Origin of the sequence: Streptomyces griseiscabiei (assembly GCF_020010925.1) — a bacterium.
GTDB classification, from domain to species: Bacteria; Actinomycetota; Actinomycetes; order Streptomycetales; family Streptomycetaceae; genus Streptomyces; species Streptomyces griseiscabiei.
In genome coordinates this window covers 114,829-129,987 of record NZ_JAGJBZ010000003.1, presented here as the reverse complement: position 1 = coordinate 129,987, position 15,159 = coordinate 114,829, and the positions used below count along the sequence as shown (strand labels likewise).

The window sequence follows — 15,159 nt, the reverse complement described above, 5'->3', positions numbered from 1 at the left end:
GTCGGCCCGGCCGGTCAGCACAGTCCCGCGGGCCTGGACGCCCGGCAGGTGTTGCCCGCGAAGGTGTTGCCCTTGCCGACGGTGTCCGTGTTGATCAGGTCCGCCGGGGCGTTGTTCTCCAGCGTGTTGTCGGTGATCCGGTTCCGCTCGCTGGTGGTGCCCACGAAGCTCTTCCAGACGACGATGCCGCCGGACAGCGGGGATGTGCCCGCGTTCTCCATGATCCGGTTGCGGGTCACCAGGGTGTCCTCGGCGCCGGTCAGCACGATGCCGGTGCCCTGGAGGGCGTCCAGCCGCGCGGTCTTCGGGCAGGACTTGTTGTTGCGGTCGATGAGGTTGTCGCGCACGGTCAGCGCGCCGGCCCTCGGCATGTTCTCGTCGCCGACGACGAAGATCCCGGCGCAGTTGCCGGTGAGGTGGTTGTCCGCGACGGTGAGGTTCCGCAGCCGCCGGACGGTCAGGCCGATCCGGTTGCCCTCCAGGCGGTTGTGCGCGACCACCGCGCCACCGGTGTCCGTGGCGCCCTGCTCGGCCTTGATGGTGTTGGCGAGGAACAGCCCGGCGTCGCCGTTGTCGCGGGCGGTGTTCTTGCGGAACACCCCGCGCACCGAACGCTCCTGGGCGATGCCCCACACCCCGTTCTTCACGGCGGTCACATGCCGCACCGTCAGCCGGTCGGTGTCCAGGGCGTACACCCCGGAGGCGGCGAAGCCGGTCACGGTCAGGTTGGCGACGGTGACGTCCTCGACCTTCCGGTCCTTCGTCCCGATCACACAGATGCCGTTCCCGGCGTCACCGCAGGCGTCGGGGGCGGCGGGCTTGGGCGCGGCCGGGTCGACGGCGGCCGGCTCCACGACCGTACGCGGGCCCATGCCCCGCAGGGTGATTCCGGGGGTGCTGACCTTGACGCTCTCGCGGTACGTGCCGGAGGCCACCAGCACGGTGGACCCCGGCGCCGCGGCGTCCACCGCCTGCTGGATCGACTCCCCCGGAAAGACCACATGGGTCGGATGGGTCGAACGGGCCGGCTGGTCCGGGCGGTCGGCGGCCGCCTGCGGGGCGGCCCCGAGCCCCGCCCCGATGACCGCCGCGATGCACGCCACATGGGCAATATGCCATTTCGTCATATTCCGCACGTTATGACCAGATGCTCGACGAACGGGCGGATAGACCATCCGGTGGCGTGTCCCCGCCGGACGCCCACCGGGACCCCACCGGCCCGCTACCCCAGAGGCGCCGGGCGGTCGTAGACGTGGTCCGGGGTGACGATCTCCGTGATGGCGCGGGCGAACAGCGAGGACGGCTCCTGGCCGTCGACGAGGATGTCGGTGTTGAGCATCAGCACCAGCGTGGCCTCGCGCGAGGGCAGATACACCGTGACGGTCTCGTAGCCCGGGATGGAACCGTTGTGCCCGACCCAGCCGCCGGAGTCGAGGATGCCGAGGCCGTAGTCGGTGCCCGGGAAGCCGGTCGGCAGCATCTTCAGCCGCTCCTCCTGCGTCCCCGGATCGAGCAGGGTGCCGGTGGCGACGACCTCGGCCCAGCGGCGCAGATCCCGCAGGTCGGAGATCATCGCCCCGGCGGCCCAGGCCCAGCTGGGGTTCCAGTCCGTGGCGTCCTCGACCGCGCCGCTCAGCGTCTGGTTCGTGTAGCCGCGCGGGTGCGGCACGGGGAACTCACGGCCCTTCGGGAACAGCGTGTGCCGCAGCCGGGCCGGCCGGAGCACCCGCTCGCGGATGACGTCGGCCAGCCGCCGGCCGGTGACCTTCTCGATCACCAGGCCGAGCAGGACGAGGTTGGAGTTGGAGTACTGGAACCGCGCTCCAGGATCGAAGGTGTTCGCGTGCCGGAAGCCGTACGCGAGCACCTCGCGCGGGGTGAACGAGCGGCCCGGGTCGCTCAGCAGGGTCCGTACGAAGTCCGGGTCGGCGCTGTACGGGAAGAGCCCGCTGCGCATCCCGGCCAGATGACGCAGGGTGATGCGGCGGCCGTTCGGCACCCCGCGCACATAGCGGGAGACCGGGGTGTCCAGCCGGACCCGGCCCTCGTCGACGAGGCGGAGCAGCGCGGTGACCGTGAAGGTCTTGGTCTCGCTGCCGATCCGCACGAACTGGCCGGTGGTCATCGGCCTGCGGGTGACGGTGTCGGCGAGCCCGGTCGCCCGGACGTAGCACCCCCGGCCCGGCATCCACAGGCCGACGACGACACCGGGGACACCGGTCTGCCGGCGGACGCCCGCGACGGCCTCGTCCAGCTTCGCGGTCACCTCGGGCCCGAAGCCCCCGGAGGGGCACGGCGCGGTCGCGGCGTGGACGGTCGCCGCGGGCGCCGTCGCCAGGGGGGCCAGCACCGACGCCACCAGCAGCGCGGCGGTGGCGAACGGACGGCGGCAGGAGGGACGTCTCATCTCGGGGTGCCTCTTCCGGATCGGGGGCGGAAGAGCCCACGTCACCATCCGGACACCGGGCCGGGGCCTCCGTCCCGGACGCGTCGGGGCGCGGTCCACTCGTTCGGAGCCGGGCGCACTGAGCAGATCTTCACCATTTCATGGGCCATCCACTGCGGTTCGCTCCTCGCGGCAATCGCCGCAAATCGCTATTCTCCCGAATGCCCAAAAACTGGGATCGGCCCCTCTCCAGCCGATCGGAAAAGCGGATCCCAAATGGACAGGATCAGGATTCAGAATGCGAACCGATTATGATTATGATTCGGTAGACCAGCACCCAGACGGGTTTCAGCCGTTCGAGACGCAGCCGATCTGGCTCCCTGGTCCGAGAGCCTCGTCGGGCCTGTGGGACCCGAACGACGAGCTGATCCACATGCCCTACACGCCCCACAGCGTGGATCCCGTCCCGCCCCTGCCGGAGGTGCGCGAGCGCCCGCGCCGTCCGGTCGACCGGCGGCGGCCCAGGCCGGGCGCCCACATCTTTTCCAAAAACCCGAGGATCGTCCCTGTCGTTTTCTTAATTACGACAATCGCCGTGTGCGCACTGACGATGCTCTATTGGTCAGTCTCCTATTCGTACGGTCAGCTGCGCGATATCGCGCTGCTGGTCGTGTCGGAGCATCTGGCGCGCTGGTGGCCGCTGACCGTGTACGGGCCGTGGCTGCTGGCGGGGCTGTCGATCCTGCGGGCGTCGGTGCAGCAGCGCACCGCGCGGCGGTCCTGGGCGGTGATGCTGATCTGCTCCGGCACGGCGGTGGCGCTGTGCATCGGCCAGTCACCGGGTTCGCTGCTGGCCATGGCGATCGTCGGGATTCCGCCGATCACCGCCCTGGTCTGCTTCCGGGAACTCGTCGGCCAGTTCTCGTCCGGGCCCGGCCCCCGGCACGCGGCCGACCCGCTCAACGGGCCCAAGCAGGGCAGGCCCCAGGCATAGGCCTCAGTCGAGGGTCTGTTCCGTCCAGATCGTCTTGCCCGTGGGGGTGGGACGGGTGCCCCAGCGCTGGGTCAGCTGGGCGATCAGGAGCAGACCCCGGCCGCCCTCGTCGTAGGAGCGGGCGCGGCGCATATGGGGTGCCGTGCTGCTGGCGTCCGAGACCTCGCAGATGAGACTCCGGTCGTGGATGAGCCGCAGCCGGACGGGCGGCTCGGCGTGCCGGATGGCGTTGGTGACCAGTTCGCTGACCACCAGTTCGGTGACGAAGGCCGCGTCGTTCAGGCCCCAGCTCTCCAGCCGGCCGAGGGCGTACTTGCGGGCCTCGGCGACGGCGGAGGGGTCGGGGGAGACGTCCCAGGTGGCGACCCGCTCGGGGTCGAGGGCGCGCGGGCGGGCGATGAGCAGCGCCACGTCGTCGGTGGGCCGCTCGGGCAGGACGGACCCGAGGACCCGGTCGCACAACGCGTCCAGGGAGCCGGCGGGGGTGGGGTGGGGAGTGCCGAGGGCCCGGCGGAGCCGGGTGAGGCCGTCGTCGATGTCGGTCGCGGCACCCCGGGGCCCGCCCCGCTCGCCCGGTGCGCCCCGCTCGCCGTTGCGGGACCGGATCAGGCCGTCGGTGTAGAGGGCGAGGAGACCGCCCTCGGGCAGTTCGGTCTCCCGGGACTCGAAGGGCAGTCCGCCCAGGCCCAGCGGGGGTCCCGCCGGGAGGTCGAGGAGTTCGGCCGTACCCTCCGGGCCGACCACCACCGGCAGCGGATGCCCGGCCCGGCAGAGCGTGCACCGGCGTGAGACGGGGTCGTACACGGCGTACAGACAGGTCGCCCCGACGACGCCCTCCGCCTCGGTGGCCAGGCGGGCCACGAGGTCGTCGAGATGGGTGAGGAGTTCGTCGGGGGGCAGGTCGATGTCGGCGAGGGTACGGACGGCGGTGCGCAGCCGGCCCATGGTCGCGGAGGCGTGGATGCCGTGGCCCACGACGTCGCCGACGACCAGCGCCACCCGGGCTCCGGAGAGCGGGATCACGTCGAACCAGTCGCCGCCCACCCCGGCGCGGGCACCGGCCGGGAGGTAGCGGGAGGCGACCTCGACCGCGGTCTGCTCGGGCAGGCTCTGCGGCAGCAGGCTGCGCTGCAGGGTGACGGCGGTGCCGCGTTCGCGGGTGTAGCGCAGCGCGTTGTCGATGCTGACCGCCGCGCGGGCCGCCAGTTCCTCGGCCAGGACCAGGTCGTCCTGCTGGAACGGGTCGGGGTGCCGGTGGCGGGCGAAGACGGCGACGCCCAGGGTGGTGCCGCGTGCGGAGAGGGGCACGGTCATCGCGGAGTGGAACCCGAAGTCCCGGATGCGGGAGGTCCGTACCGGGTCCTGGGCCACCCAGTCGGCGATCGCGGGCTCGGTCACCCGGTACAGCACCGGCCGCCCGGTCCGCAGGCTCTCCACCGGCGGCGAGCCGTCCGGGTAGTCGTCCACCTCGCCCGGCGCGACGACCGCCTCGGGGCTGCCCGGCAGCACGGACTGGTGGGCGATACGGCGCAGTGTCAGAGGCCGGCCGTCCGCCGGGGCACGCGGGGGCGGTCCGTACTGCCCCGCCGCCCCGAGGACGTCGGAGGGGCCGCCGTCGTCGAGGGCGGCCAGCAGGTCGACGCTGATGAAGTCGGCGAGGTCCGGGACGGCGATGTCCGCCAGTTCCTGTGCCGTCCGGGTCACGTCGAGGGTGCTGCCGATGCGCCGGCCGGCCTCGGCGATCAGCTGGAGGCGTTTGCGGGCCCGGTACTGCTCGGTCGTGTCGTGTCCGGTGGTGGCGACGCCGAGGACGCGGCCGTTCTCGTCCTCCAGCCGGTAGAGGTGGACCGACCAGGCGTGCTCCCGGTTCTCACCGGGGGCGTGCGCGTGGTTCTCCACGTGCTGCGGCTCGCCGGTCTCCAGGACCCGCCGCATCAGCCGCTCGACCTGGCCGACGGACGGGTCGTCGACCGCCTCCGTCATCCGCAGCCCCCGCAGGTCGTCGTCGCCGAGACCCAGGGCGCCGCGCGAGCCCCGGTTGGTCCCGCGGAAGCGCAGATCCGTGTCGTGCACCGAGGTCGCGCAGAACGGGGAGTCGAGGAAGCCGTGCAGCGCGAGGAGTTCGTCGCCGGGGCGGGGCCGGGTGCCCGTCGTCGCGGAGACCAGGAACCAGTCGCGGGTGCCGCAGTACGACGTCCGGTGATGCGCCAGGACCCTGACCTCCAGACGGCGGCCGTCCCGGTGCCGCAGGACGAGGGTGCCGTGCCAGCGGGGCAGGTCGGCGAAGGACGGCAGGGCGTCCGCCGGGGGCGGTTCGGCGAGCAGGGAGACGGCCGGGCGGCCCAGGATCTGCGCCGGGGTGTGCCCGAGAAGGCGTTCGGCGCCGGCGCTCCAGCCGGTCACGGTGCCCTGCTCGTCGACGGTGGCACGCGCGGAGAGGGCCTCGGCGACCGGGTCCCGGCCCGGGTCGTGGCCCGGGCCGGCCCCCGGTCCGTCGCCGATCCGCCGTTCCATGGCCGCTCATCTCACTCTCACCGCTACCTTCGATATGTCCCGTCACATCCTTTTCACACTATTCCCTGACCCTCGGATGGCCGCCACACTCCCGGCCGACCGCCGCCGGGGACACCCCGCCACCGGCCCGGCGGCGGGCGACGCACACGGACTGTCGTAAGTACCCGAACAATCTGTCGCGCTACACGTGTCACTCCCTTGCCAGGCAGGCGTGTTGAGGCAAACATGGGGCAGCTCGTTTGAGCCGAAACCAAACTCTTCCTCTTCGCCCGACAGGTGAACCATGTCCACAAGTGCGTCCAGAACCCGGCACGCGGCCGGGGACGGTTACGCGTCCAACGGCTCCCTCAAACAGAACGCGCTCGGCGTCCTGGGCATCCTCTTCTTCGTGCTCTCCGCACAGGCACCGCTGACCGGCATCGCCGGAGCCGCACCGGTGGCGATAGCCCTCGGCAACGGCCCCGGCGTCCCCGCGATGTATGTCGTGGCCGGTGCGGTCGTCCTGCTCTTCTCCGTCGGCTACGTCGCGATGGGCCGCCATGTCGTCGACGCGGGCGCCTTCTACTCGTACGTCGGCAAGGGCCTCGGCGGTACGGCCGCGGCGGGCAGCGCGGGGGTGGCGCTGCTCGCCTACCACGCCATCCAGGCGGCGGTGTACGGCCTGTTCGGGACCGTGATGAACGGGCTGGCGCTGCAGTACCTGGAGACGGACGTGCCCTGGTGGCTGTTCGCGCTCGGCACGATGGTGGTCGTCCAGCTGCTCGGCACGGCCGGTGTCGACGTGGGCGCCAAGGTGCTCGCGGTGTTCGTGCTGGCCGAGATCAGCCTGCTCCTGGTCTTCGGTGTGGTGATGCTCCTCAAGGGCGGCGGCCCCGAAGGGCTGGCCCCCGGCTCCTCCTTCTCCCTGTCGGCGGCGCTGGACGGCGCGCCCGGAGTGGCGCTGATGTTCGCGGTGGCGTCGATGTTCGGCTTCGAGGCGACCGCGATCTACGGCGAGGAGGCACGCGAGACGCACCGCACGGTCCGCAAGGCCACCTATCTCGCGGTCGTCATCGGCACCGCGTTCTTCGCCTTCACGTCCTGGATGCTGATCTCGGCCCACGGCCCGTCCTCCAGCGCGGCAGCCGCGGGCAAGGCCCTGGAGGCCGGGGACGGGGCGGCCTTCGTCACCGCGCCGGTGGCGGCGGAACTGGGCGCGTGGGCGGGCGACGCGCTGCCGATCCTGCTGGCCACCTCGCTCTTCGCGAGCATCCTGGCCTTCCACAACTCGGCCAACCGCTATCTGTTCTCCCTGGGCCGGGAGGGGCTGCTGCCGCGCTCGCTCAGCTCGCTCAACGGCCGCCAGTCGCCGTGGCTCGCGGGTGTCGTGCAGACCGGTGTCGCCGCGCTGCTGGTGTTCCCCTTCGCGCTGGCGGGCCAGGACCCCGTCCTCACCCTCTTCTCCTGGCTCAGCGGTCTCGCCGTCCTGGCGATCATGCTGCTGTACCTGCTGACCTCGGTGTCGGTCATCGTGTTCTTCCGCCACGAGAGGTCCGGCGACACACGGCTGTGGAACACGCTGATCGCCCCGGCGCTGGGCGCGGGTGGGATCGCCGGCGCGATCTGGCTGATCATCTCCAACTTCACGACGCTGATCGGCGGTGACACCGCCACGGCCGTGTGGCTGGCGCTGGCCGTACCGGGGGCGCTGCTGGCGGGCATGGCGATGCCGCGGCTGGCCTCCGGCGTGCGGCGGGGGCGGTAGGGGGCGGGGGGTGCGTTGTCGGGTGCGGGTCCGGTGGGGCTTCTCGCGCAGTTCCCCGCGCCCCTGAAAGAGGCCTGCGGCCCTTTCATGGGGAAAGCACGGGGCGCAAGCCCCTGCTTTTCAGGGGCGCGGGGCTGTGTCGATGTGCGGCTCCGCCGCGTGGGCGCGACCAGCCCCCACCCACCCTCACCCGACGACGCACCCCCCGGTCAGCCCAACGCCCGCTGCTGCCACCCCGTGAAGGTCTGCAGGGGGTCCCCGTTCTCCAGGGCCCAGGGGTACGGCGTGACCGCGCCGCCGATCGCGCGGAACACCTCGACCGCCTCACCGTGCCGCTTCGCCTGCACCAGCGCGTACGCCAGCAGGTTGAGGTCGGCGACGGCCGCCGCGTGGGTCAGATGGCCGGGGCGGGGCCAGTCGGCCAGAGCGCGGTTCAGGGCCGCCACGGCGTTCGGACGGCTCCACAGGTGGACGGCGGTCAGGGCCTCCAGGCCGCCCTGGTCGAGGGTGCCCTGGTAGAGGTCGATCAGGGCGGCGATCTCCAGGCCCGCCGTCGGGGCCGTGGGAGCCGCTCCCGCGCGCACCCGGTCCAGGAAGTCGACGGTCTGCGCGTGCGAGCCGCACTCCCACGGCGAGAGATAGCCGAGCATCTGGAAGTGCGCCTCGCGGTGCCAGGGATCGCGGCGGACTATCTCGTCCCAGAGCGGGAAGACCTCCGCGGCCGGCCGGCGCCACAGCCGCAGCAGACCGAGGCGCACCACCCAGGGCGTGGGGTCCTCCGGCCGCAGCGCGGCGGCCTGTTCACAGGCGTCGAGCGCCTCCCGGGTCTCCCCCGGCACCGGCTGCTCCTCGTACCGCGCCCGCAGCAGGACACCCCAGGCGAACAGCAGATGGGCGTCCGGCTCGCGGGTCTGCTCCTCGACCCAGGAACGCTGCAACGCCGGGGACGCCGACTCCGCGAGGACACCGATCCGGTGGGCCCGGCGGTCCCAGTCCCGGCCGCTGTCGCGCAGCAACTGCTCGATCATCGCCACCGCGAGACTGCGGCCGCCCGAACTCCCCCTCTCCACAAGGCGCTTGCGCACCTTCCCCAGGTCGGAGTCGTCGAGTTCGGGAGCGAGTCTGGTCGTGCTGCGTCGGCGACCGAGGAGAGCCATGGCCGGAGAGTAACGAATTTTGGTCGCACAGTGATGGTTCGAGATGGACGTATGCGGATCCGATATGACGACCGGCGGGCGAGCCGGCGGAAAGGCCGAGCACTCTATCCCCAACTGCCCTTTCTGGCAGTGCAGTTCACCTTATGCACACGATCTCCGCTCTCTACCATCGGAAGATGACGGAACCGACGCAGTCCGGCCCGTACACGGGCCAGCCCGCCCCTTCGCCCCAGCCGACGACGCCCGCGCCCGGCTGGGCCCCGCCCCCGCAGCACGGGGCGCCCCCTCCCTACGCGACCACGCCGCCCACCGGCTACGGCAGACCCGCCGCCCCACCCGGGGACCCGGCGGCGGCGGCCGACCGCACCTCCGGCGCGCTGCTGATACCGGGCGCCCTCCTCGCCGTGGGCAGTTCCTTCGCCACGCTGGACAAGTCGGTGCAGCACCTCGGCGACGAGGAGGAGCCGGTCTACGAGACCGTCGCGAAGGCGTGGTCGTACACCAGCGGGGACATCGGCGGGGAGATGGAGTCGGTCACGCAGTTCTCCGGCCTCCTGCTGCTCCTCGGCGCCCTGGCCGCGGTGGCCGCCGCCGTGCTCCTGCTGACCGGCCGCGCCCGCCGGCTCCCGCTGGGCCCCGCGCTCGGTGTCGCAGGCGCGGTCCTGCTCCTCGGCACGACGCTGTCGGTGCTGACGGAGGCGTTCAACGACACCCAGTGGGACGGGGAGGGCCGGACCACCACCTTCGGCGCCGGCTTCTATCTGCTGGCCGTCGCCTGCCTGCTGGCCCTCGGCGCGACCGTGACCACCACCCTCGCCACCCGTCGCCCCGCCGGCGCCGCGGCCCCCGGCCCCGCCTTCCCGGGACCGGCCTTCCCCGGACCCGCCCAGCCGTACCCGCCGGCCCAACCGCCGGCCCCGCAGCCCCCGGCTCCGCAGCAGCCGCCGCCGTCCTGGCCCGGGGCCGCCGGGTGAGGACGGGCGGCCCGCGCTTCACCCGGCCGGCGTAGCGGACCGACTTTTTCCCCTGTCCGCCCGGTCCGGCACTCGGCCGCGCACGCACCGGCCGTGGAAATCCCGGCACAGATTTTCGCTCGGGGTGTCCGGTGTCTCACACCGCACACCCCGAGCCTGTGCTACCTTGACATGAAGTGGCAGTTTTGGTTACCAGAGGCTTCTGAGTGCTCTTCGACCTTCCGTCGACGAGCACTCTTTGTTGTTTCCGGGGCTTTCCGGGACTTTTCAGATCTTCCCGTCGGGTCGAACCGTGCTGCGACACCGGGTCCGCAAAGTGTGGGCTCCGGGCACTGCATCAAGGGAGTTTCAGCATGGCATCCGGCACCGTGAAGTGGTTCAACTCGGAAAAGGGCTTCGGCTTCATCGAGCAGGAGGGTGGCGGCCCCGACGTCTTCGCCCACTACTCGAACATCGCCACCTCCGGCTTCCGTGAGCTTCAGGAAGGCCAGAAGGTCACCTTCGACGTCACGCAGGGCCAGAAGGGCCCCCAGGCCGAGAACATCGTTCCCGCCTGACGCTGACGCTTAACGCATGAGCCGGGGCCCGCGCCCGAAGGGTGCGGGCCCCGGCTCATGTGCGACAGGCGCCGCCGCATCGAGGAAGGTCCCCATGAACCGCACGGCTCGTACGAACGACAGCAGCTCCTCCCGCTCCCGCACGGAGAAGGGCTCGGCCGCGCGCACGGACAAGGGCTCCACCGCCGCCGGCACGGCGCGAGGCAACCGCGCCCGCGCCCAGGGGACGGGGTCCGGGACCGGAGCTCCGAAGAGCGGCACATCGAGGGGCGGAGCCGCGAAGTCGGCCGGTGCCTCGAAGAACGGCTCGCCCAGGAACGGGCGGGGCGGCCGGCGCGGTGGGCGCGCCCCCGTGGCCGTCGTCGGCGGCGAGTTCGCGCTGCCCGTCACCGTGACGCCCGCGCTGCCCGCGGTCGAGGCGTTCGGTGAACTGGGACTGCCCGCGCGGCTGCTGGAGACACTCGGCGCCGAGGGTGTGACCGAGCCGTTCCCCATCCAGGCGGCGACGCTGCCGAACTCACTGGCCGGACGGGACGTCCTCGGCCGGGGCCGCACCGGCTCGGGCAAGACCCTCGCCTTCGGCCTCGCGCTGCTGGCCCGTACCGCCGGACAGCGGGCCGAGCCCCGGCAGCCGCTGGCACTCGTCCTCGTCCCCACCCGGGAACTGGCCCAGCAGGTCACCGACGCCCTCACCCCGTACGCCCGCGCGCTGCGGCTGCGGCTCGCGACCGTGGTCGGCGGCATGTCGATCGGCCGGCAGGCGAGCGCGCTGCGCGGCGGCGCCGAGGTCGTCGTCGCCACCCCCGGCCGCCTCAAGGACCTCATAGACCGTGACGACTGCCGGCTGGACCGGGTCGCCATCACCGTCCTCGACGAGGCCGACCAGATGGCCGACATGGGCTTCATGCCACAGGTCACCGCACTCCTCGACCAGGTCCGGCCCGACGGCCAGCGACTGCTGTTCTCCGCGACCCTGGACCGTAACGTGGACCGGCTGGTCCGCGACTACCTGCACGACCCCGTCGTCCACTCCGTCGACCCGTCCGCGGGCGCGGTCACCACGATGGACCACCACGTGCTGCACATCGAGGACGACGACAAGCACGCCACGACCACCGAGATCGCCGCCCGCGACGGCCGGGTCATCATGTTCCTGGACAGCAAGCACGCGACGGACCGGCTGGTCAAGAAGCTGCTGGCGGTCGGTGTGCGGGCCGCCGCGCTGCACGGCGGCAAGTCGCAGTCGCAGCGCAACCGGGCCCTGAAGCAGTTCAAGGACGGCGATGTGACGGCCCTGGTCGCCACGAACGTCGCGGCGCGCGGCATCCACATCGACGACCTCGACCTCGTCGTCAACGTCGACCCGCCGGGCGACCACAAGGACTACCTCCACCGGGGCGGCCGTACGGCCCGCGCCGGCGAGTCCGGCACCGTCGTCACCCTCGTCCTGCCGCACCAGCGCCGGGACGTCACCCGGCTGATGGCCGTCGCCGGGATCACCCCGACGACCACCCGGGTCCGCTCCGGCGACGCCGACCTCAACCGCATCACCGGCGCCCAGGCCCCCTCGGGTGTCCCGGTCGTCCTCGCCCCGCCGGTCACCGAGCAGCCGCCCGCCCGCCCCTCGGCGTCGCGGAGCCGCCGGAGCCGTCCCGGCCAGGGCCGCCGCCGCGCGCCCGCGAAGGGCAACGGCGGTCGCTGAGACCGGTTCGGGGCCGCCACGAACCGCGTCGCACGGGGGCCAGGTCGTCCGTGGAACTCCTGAGGGGGTAGGAGCCGTTCACAGGAAGACGTGCGGAACGCACGCGGACGACCGGAACGACCGGCACGACACGGGCTGAAGCCGAGGTGGCACGCATGGCGATGTGGGATCGGATCAAGGACCAGGCCAAGGGTCTGCAGCAGCAGGCGCAGGGAGCGCGGGGCGGCAGCGGACACGGCAGGCCGGGCGCGGGGCCCCTGGGGTCGACGGGCACCGGCGGGTCCTCGGGATCCGGGCGGTCCGGCGGCGGGTCGAAGGCCCAGCTGGTGAGCGCGCTCAAGTCCCAGCTCACCTCCCTCAAGACGGAGCTGAAGAGCGGGGCGTACCGGGACGCCAGCATGGCCATGTGCGCCCTGGTGGCCGCCGCCGACGGACAGGTGGACCCGGCCGAGCAGCAGCACGTCGAGTCGCTGATCCTGAACAACGACGTCCTGCAGAACTTCCCGGCCGACCAGCTGCGGCAGCGCTTCCACAAGCACGTCGAGTCGCTGACCCGCAACTTCCAGCAGGGCAAGGCCGAGGCCATGCAGGAGATCGCCAAGGCCGCGAAGAAGCCGACGGAGGCGCGGGCGGTCGTCCAGACCGGTTTCGTGATCGCGGGCGCGGACGGGTACATCGCGCAGACCGAGGAGCAGGTGCTGCGCGAGGCGTGCGCGGTCCTCAACCTCTCTCCGCAGGAGTTCGGCCTCTGAGCCCCGAGCGCACGGGCACCTGACCTCCTGAGCTCCTCAGCACCCGGCAGGAATGGCACCCTTCTCCCACCACGTACGCTTAGGCAAGCCTCAGCTGCCTGAGTGCGGAAAGTGTGGGAGAAGGGTCCGTGTCGGGAGTCGTGGGTCGCCGTGTCGGCTGGCTGGTCGCCGCCCTGGTCCTGTTGTCACTGGCCGTGCTGCTCAGCCTCGCCGTGGGCAGTCGTACGATCCCGCCCTCCGCGGTGTGGGACGCGCTGGTCCACGGCGGCACGAGCGACGACGCCCAGGTCGTCCGGGCGCTGCGGGTGCCGCGGACCGTCATCGGTGTACTCGTCGGCGCCGCGCTGGCCGTCGCGGGCACGGTGCTGCAGGGCATCGCCCGCAACCCGATCGCCGAGCCCGGCATCCTCGGCATCAGCCAGGGCGCCTCGCTGGGCGTCGTCTGCGCCATCGCCTTCCTCGGCACGCACACCCTGACCGGATACGTCTGGTACGCCTTCGCGGGCGCCGGGATCGCGGCGGTCTGTATCTACGCGGTCGCCGGCGGGGGGCGCGGGGGCGTGTCGCCGGTGAAGCTGGCGCTGGCCGGGGCGGCGATGAACGCGTTCCTCGCCTCCGTCGTCTCGGCGATCCTCACGACGAACGCGCGGGCGCTGGACGAGTTCCGGTTCTGGGACGTCGGGTCGGTCAGCGGGCGGGACGCGTCGATCGCCGGTCAGGTCTGGCCGTTCCTGCTCGCCGGGCTGCTGCTGGTCCTGGCCATGGCCCGCGGGCTGGACGCGCTCGCGCTGGGCGACGACATCGCGCGGGGCCTCGGCCGCAATGTGGCGCTGCTGCGGGCGTCCGGGGCGCTGGGCGCGACCGTGCTCACGGGTGCCGCCGTCGCCGCGGCCGGGCCCATCGCCTTCGTCGGCCTCGCCGTCCCGCACATCGCCCGCGCCCTCGTCGGCCCCGGCCACCGGACGCTGCTGCCGATGGCCGCGCTGCTCGGCCCGGTGATGCTCCTGCTCGCCGACGTCCTCGGCCGTGTCGTCGTACGGCCCGCCGAGGTCCCGGTCGCCGTCATGACCGCGCTGGCGGGCGTGCCGTTCCTGATCGTCCTGGTACGGAGGAAGGCGGTGGCGGCATGACGTACGTCGACGACCCGCAGGCCGCGGCGGCTTCCGGCACCCCCTCCGGCTCCGGCGCCCGTTCCGTGCGGCCCGCCGGGCATCTCGTCGTGCGGGCCGGCCGCGGGAGCAGTTTCCTGGTGCACCGGCGGGCCCTCGTGGTGGCCGGGGTGCTCGGGGTGCTGCTCGCGGGCGCGGTGGTCGTCTCGCTGTGTGTCGGGGAGGCCTTCGTCCCGCCGTCCGAGGTCGTACGGGTGCTGTTCGGGCTGCCGAGCCCCGACGAACTGGTCGTGGGGACGCTGCGGCTGCCCCGGCTGGTGACCGGGCTGCTCGTCGGGGTCGCGTTCGGGCTGGCCGGGGCGCTGATCCAGACCATGGCCCGCAATCCGCTCGCCAGCCCCGACGTCATCGGGGTGACCCATGGCGCGGGCGCGGCGACGGTCGCCGCGATGACCTTCGGGCTCACCTCGTACGACACGCTGCCGTACGTGTCCGTCGCGGGCGGGCTGCTCGCCGCGCTGCTCGTCTATCTGCTCGCCTGGCGGGGCGGGCTCAGCGCCTCCCGGTTCGTGCTCGTCGGCATCGGCATCTCGGTGGCGCTCGGTTCGCTGACCCGGCTGCTGGTCACCAAGGGGGACTATCTGGTCGCCCAGCAGGCCAAGGTGTGGCTCACCGGGTCGCTCAACGGCCGTGGCTACGACCAGGCCGCGCCGCTCGCCACGGTCCTGCTGCTGCTCGTGCCGTTCCTGCTGTGGGCGGCCCGCGCGCAGCGGAGCGCGGCGTTCGACGACGACACGGCCACCGCGCTCGGCATCCGGCTCGGCCGGGTCCGGCTGGGGCTGAGCGTCCTCGGGGTCGTCCTCGCGTCCGTGGCGACCGGTGCCGCCGGCCCCGTCGACTTCGTGGCCCTGCTCGCCCCGCAGATCGCCCGGCGGCTCACCCGCACCCCGCACACCCCGCTGGTGTGCTCGGCGCTCACGGGCGCGCTGATCGTGGTCGTCGCCGATGTCCTCGCCCGCAAGCTGCTGTCCCCGCTGGAACTGCCGGTCGGCGTCTTCACCGCCCTCGTCGGCGCCCCCTATCTGATGTGGCTGATCATCCGCACCCGCGGCAACCGCTCCGGAGGAACCGCGTGACCCCCGACCACCCCACAGACCCGGACACTCCGGCCTCCACCGCACGGGCCACCTCCGGGCCCACCGGACGGACCACTCCAGCGCGGGACGCGCGGGACGGCGCGGGTCCGGCCGAGGGGGACGCTTCCGGCCCC

General features: G+C 72.7%; 12 protein-coding genes. 8 read left to right on the top strand and 4 right to left on the bottom strand.

The genetic code is table 11. The features are described from left to right. Window positions 1–14: 14 nt before the first annotated feature. Both J8M51_RS34540 and J8M51_RS34535 read right to left on the bottom strand, forming a co-directional pair. Window positions 15–1,127 (bottom strand): right-handed parallel beta-helix repeat-containing protein, encoded by a 1,113-nt coding sequence (locus J8M51_RS34540; RefSeq protein WP_179202961.1) that lies wholly within the window; start codon window positions 1,125–1,127, stop codon window positions 15–17. A gap of 95 nt (window positions 1,128–1,222) precedes the next feature. Beyond that, a complete protein-coding gene (locus J8M51_RS34535; RefSeq protein ID WP_086754032.1) occupies window positions 1,223–2,407 on the bottom strand; it encodes a serine hydrolase domain-containing protein in 1,185 nt (394 codons plus the stop codon). A 277-nt stretch (window positions 2,408–2,684) separates the two neighbouring features. Here J8M51_RS34535 and J8M51_RS34530 point away from each other — a divergent pair, with 277 nt between their 5' ends. Then, window positions 2,685–3,380 carry a DUF2637 domain-containing protein gene (locus J8M51_RS34530; RefSeq protein ID WP_086754034.1) on the top strand — a complete coding sequence of 232 codons (696 nt, stop codon included), beginning with the start codon at window positions 2,685–2,687 and terminating at the stop codon, window positions 3,378–3,380. A 3-nt stretch (window positions 3,381–3,383) separates the two neighbouring features. On the opposite strand, the gene J8M51_RS34525 is transcribed toward J8M51_RS34530, so the two are convergent. Continuing rightward, the gene (locus tag J8M51_RS34525) at window positions 3,384–5,894 is read right to left on the bottom strand and encodes a SpoIIE family protein phosphatase (protein ID WP_086754036.1); all 2,511 of its coding nucleotides are present in this window, start codon (window positions 5,892–5,894) and stop codon (window positions 3,384–3,386) included. 283 nt (window positions 5,895–6,177) lie between these two features. Between J8M51_RS34525 and J8M51_RS34520 the strand changes: the two genes are divergently transcribed. Then, the gene (locus J8M51_RS34520) at window positions 6,178–7,638 is read left to right on the top strand and encodes an APC family permease (protein WP_267299748.1); all 1,461 of its coding nucleotides are present in this window, start codon (window positions 6,178–6,180) and stop codon (window positions 7,636–7,638) included. Between the two features lie 209 nt (window positions 7,639–7,847). Here the strand turns inward: J8M51_RS34520 and J8M51_RS34515 are convergent, their stop codons facing one another. Then, window positions 7,848–8,795 carry a hypothetical protein gene (locus J8M51_RS34515; RefSeq protein WP_216591319.1) on the bottom strand — a complete coding sequence of 316 codons (948 nt, stop codon included), beginning with the start codon at window positions 8,793–8,795 and terminating at the stop codon, window positions 7,848–7,850. A gap of 176 nt (window positions 8,796–8,971) precedes the next feature. On the opposite strand from J8M51_RS34515, the gene J8M51_RS34510 reads away from it, so the two are divergent. From J8M51_RS34510 to J8M51_RS34485, 6 genes are all read left to right on the top strand, one after another. Continuing rightward, window positions 8,972–9,769 (top strand): hypothetical protein, encoded by a 798-nt coding sequence (locus J8M51_RS34510; protein WP_267299747.1) that lies wholly within the window; start codon window positions 8,972–8,974, stop codon window positions 9,767–9,769. 353 nt (window positions 9,770–10,122) lie between these two features. Beyond that, window positions 10,123–10,326, top strand: coding sequence for a cold-shock protein (locus J8M51_RS34505; protein ID WP_005483357.1), 204 nt, complete (start codon window positions 10,123–10,125; stop codon window positions 10,324–10,326). 94 nt (window positions 10,327–10,420) lie between these two features. Next, window positions 10,421–12,028, top strand: coding sequence for a DEAD/DEAH box helicase (locus J8M51_RS34500; protein WP_086760880.1), 1,608 nt, complete (start codon window positions 10,421–10,423; stop codon window positions 12,026–12,028). A 155-nt stretch (window positions 12,029–12,183) separates the two neighbouring features. Further along, on the top strand, window positions 12,184–12,780 hold the full coding sequence (locus tag J8M51_RS34495) for a tellurite resistance TerB family protein (protein ID WP_086760878.1): 597 nt from the start codon (window positions 12,184–12,186) through the stop codon (window positions 12,778–12,780). Between the two features lie 128 nt (window positions 12,781–12,908). Next, window positions 12,909–13,910, top strand: coding sequence for a FecCD family ABC transporter permease (locus tag J8M51_RS34490; protein WP_086760876.1), 1,002 nt, complete (start codon window positions 12,909–12,911; stop codon window positions 13,908–13,910). Next, window positions 13,907–15,025: a FecCD family ABC transporter permease gene (locus tag J8M51_RS34485; protein ID WP_086760874.1), complete on the top strand. Its 1,119-nt coding sequence runs from the start codon at window positions 13,907–13,909 to the stop codon at window positions 15,023–15,025. The genes J8M51_RS34490 and J8M51_RS34485 overlap by 4 nt, the downstream gene beginning before the upstream one ends. Window positions 15,026–15,159: the final 134 nt, after the last annotated feature.

Bases quoted from the DNA above. Each gene is read 5' to 3' on its own strand.
- J8M51_RS34540 (WP_179202961.1), bottom strand. From the start codon at position 1,127: ATGACGAAATGGCATATTGCCCATGTGGCGTGCATCGCGGCGGTCATC.
- J8M51_RS34535 (WP_086754032.1), bottom strand. From the start codon at position 2,407: ATGAGACGTCCCTCCTGCCGCCGTCCGTTCGCCACCGCCGCGCTGCTG.
- J8M51_RS34530 (WP_086754034.1), top strand. From the start codon at position 2,685: ATGCGAACCGATTATGATTATGATTCGGTAGACCAGCACCCAGACGGG.
- J8M51_RS34525 (WP_086754036.1), bottom strand. From the start codon at position 5,894: ATGGAACGGCGGATCGGCGACGGACCGGGGGCCGGCCCGGGCCACGAC.
- J8M51_RS34520 (WP_267299748.1), top strand. From the start codon at position 6,178: ATGTCCACAAGTGCGTCCAGAACCCGGCACGCGGCCGGGGACGGTTAC.
- J8M51_RS34515 (WP_216591319.1), bottom strand. From the start codon at position 8,795: ATGGCTCTCCTCGGTCGCCGACGCAGCACGACCAGACTCGCTCCCGAA.
- J8M51_RS34510 (WP_267299747.1), top strand. From the start codon at position 8,972: ATGACGGAACCGACGCAGTCCGGCCCGTACACGGGCCAGCCCGCCCCT.
- J8M51_RS34505 (WP_005483357.1), top strand. From the start codon at position 10,123: ATGGCATCCGGCACCGTGAAGTGGTTCAACTCGGAAAAGGGCTTCGGC.
- J8M51_RS34500 (WP_086760880.1), top strand. From the start codon at position 10,421: ATGAACCGCACGGCTCGTACGAACGACAGCAGCTCCTCCCGCTCCCGC.
- J8M51_RS34495 (WP_086760878.1), top strand. From the start codon at position 12,184: ATGGCGATGTGGGATCGGATCAAGGACCAGGCCAAGGGTCTGCAGCAG.
- J8M51_RS34485 (WP_086760874.1), top strand. From the start codon at position 13,907: ATGACGTACGTCGACGACCCGCAGGCCGCGGCGGCTTCCGGCACCCCC.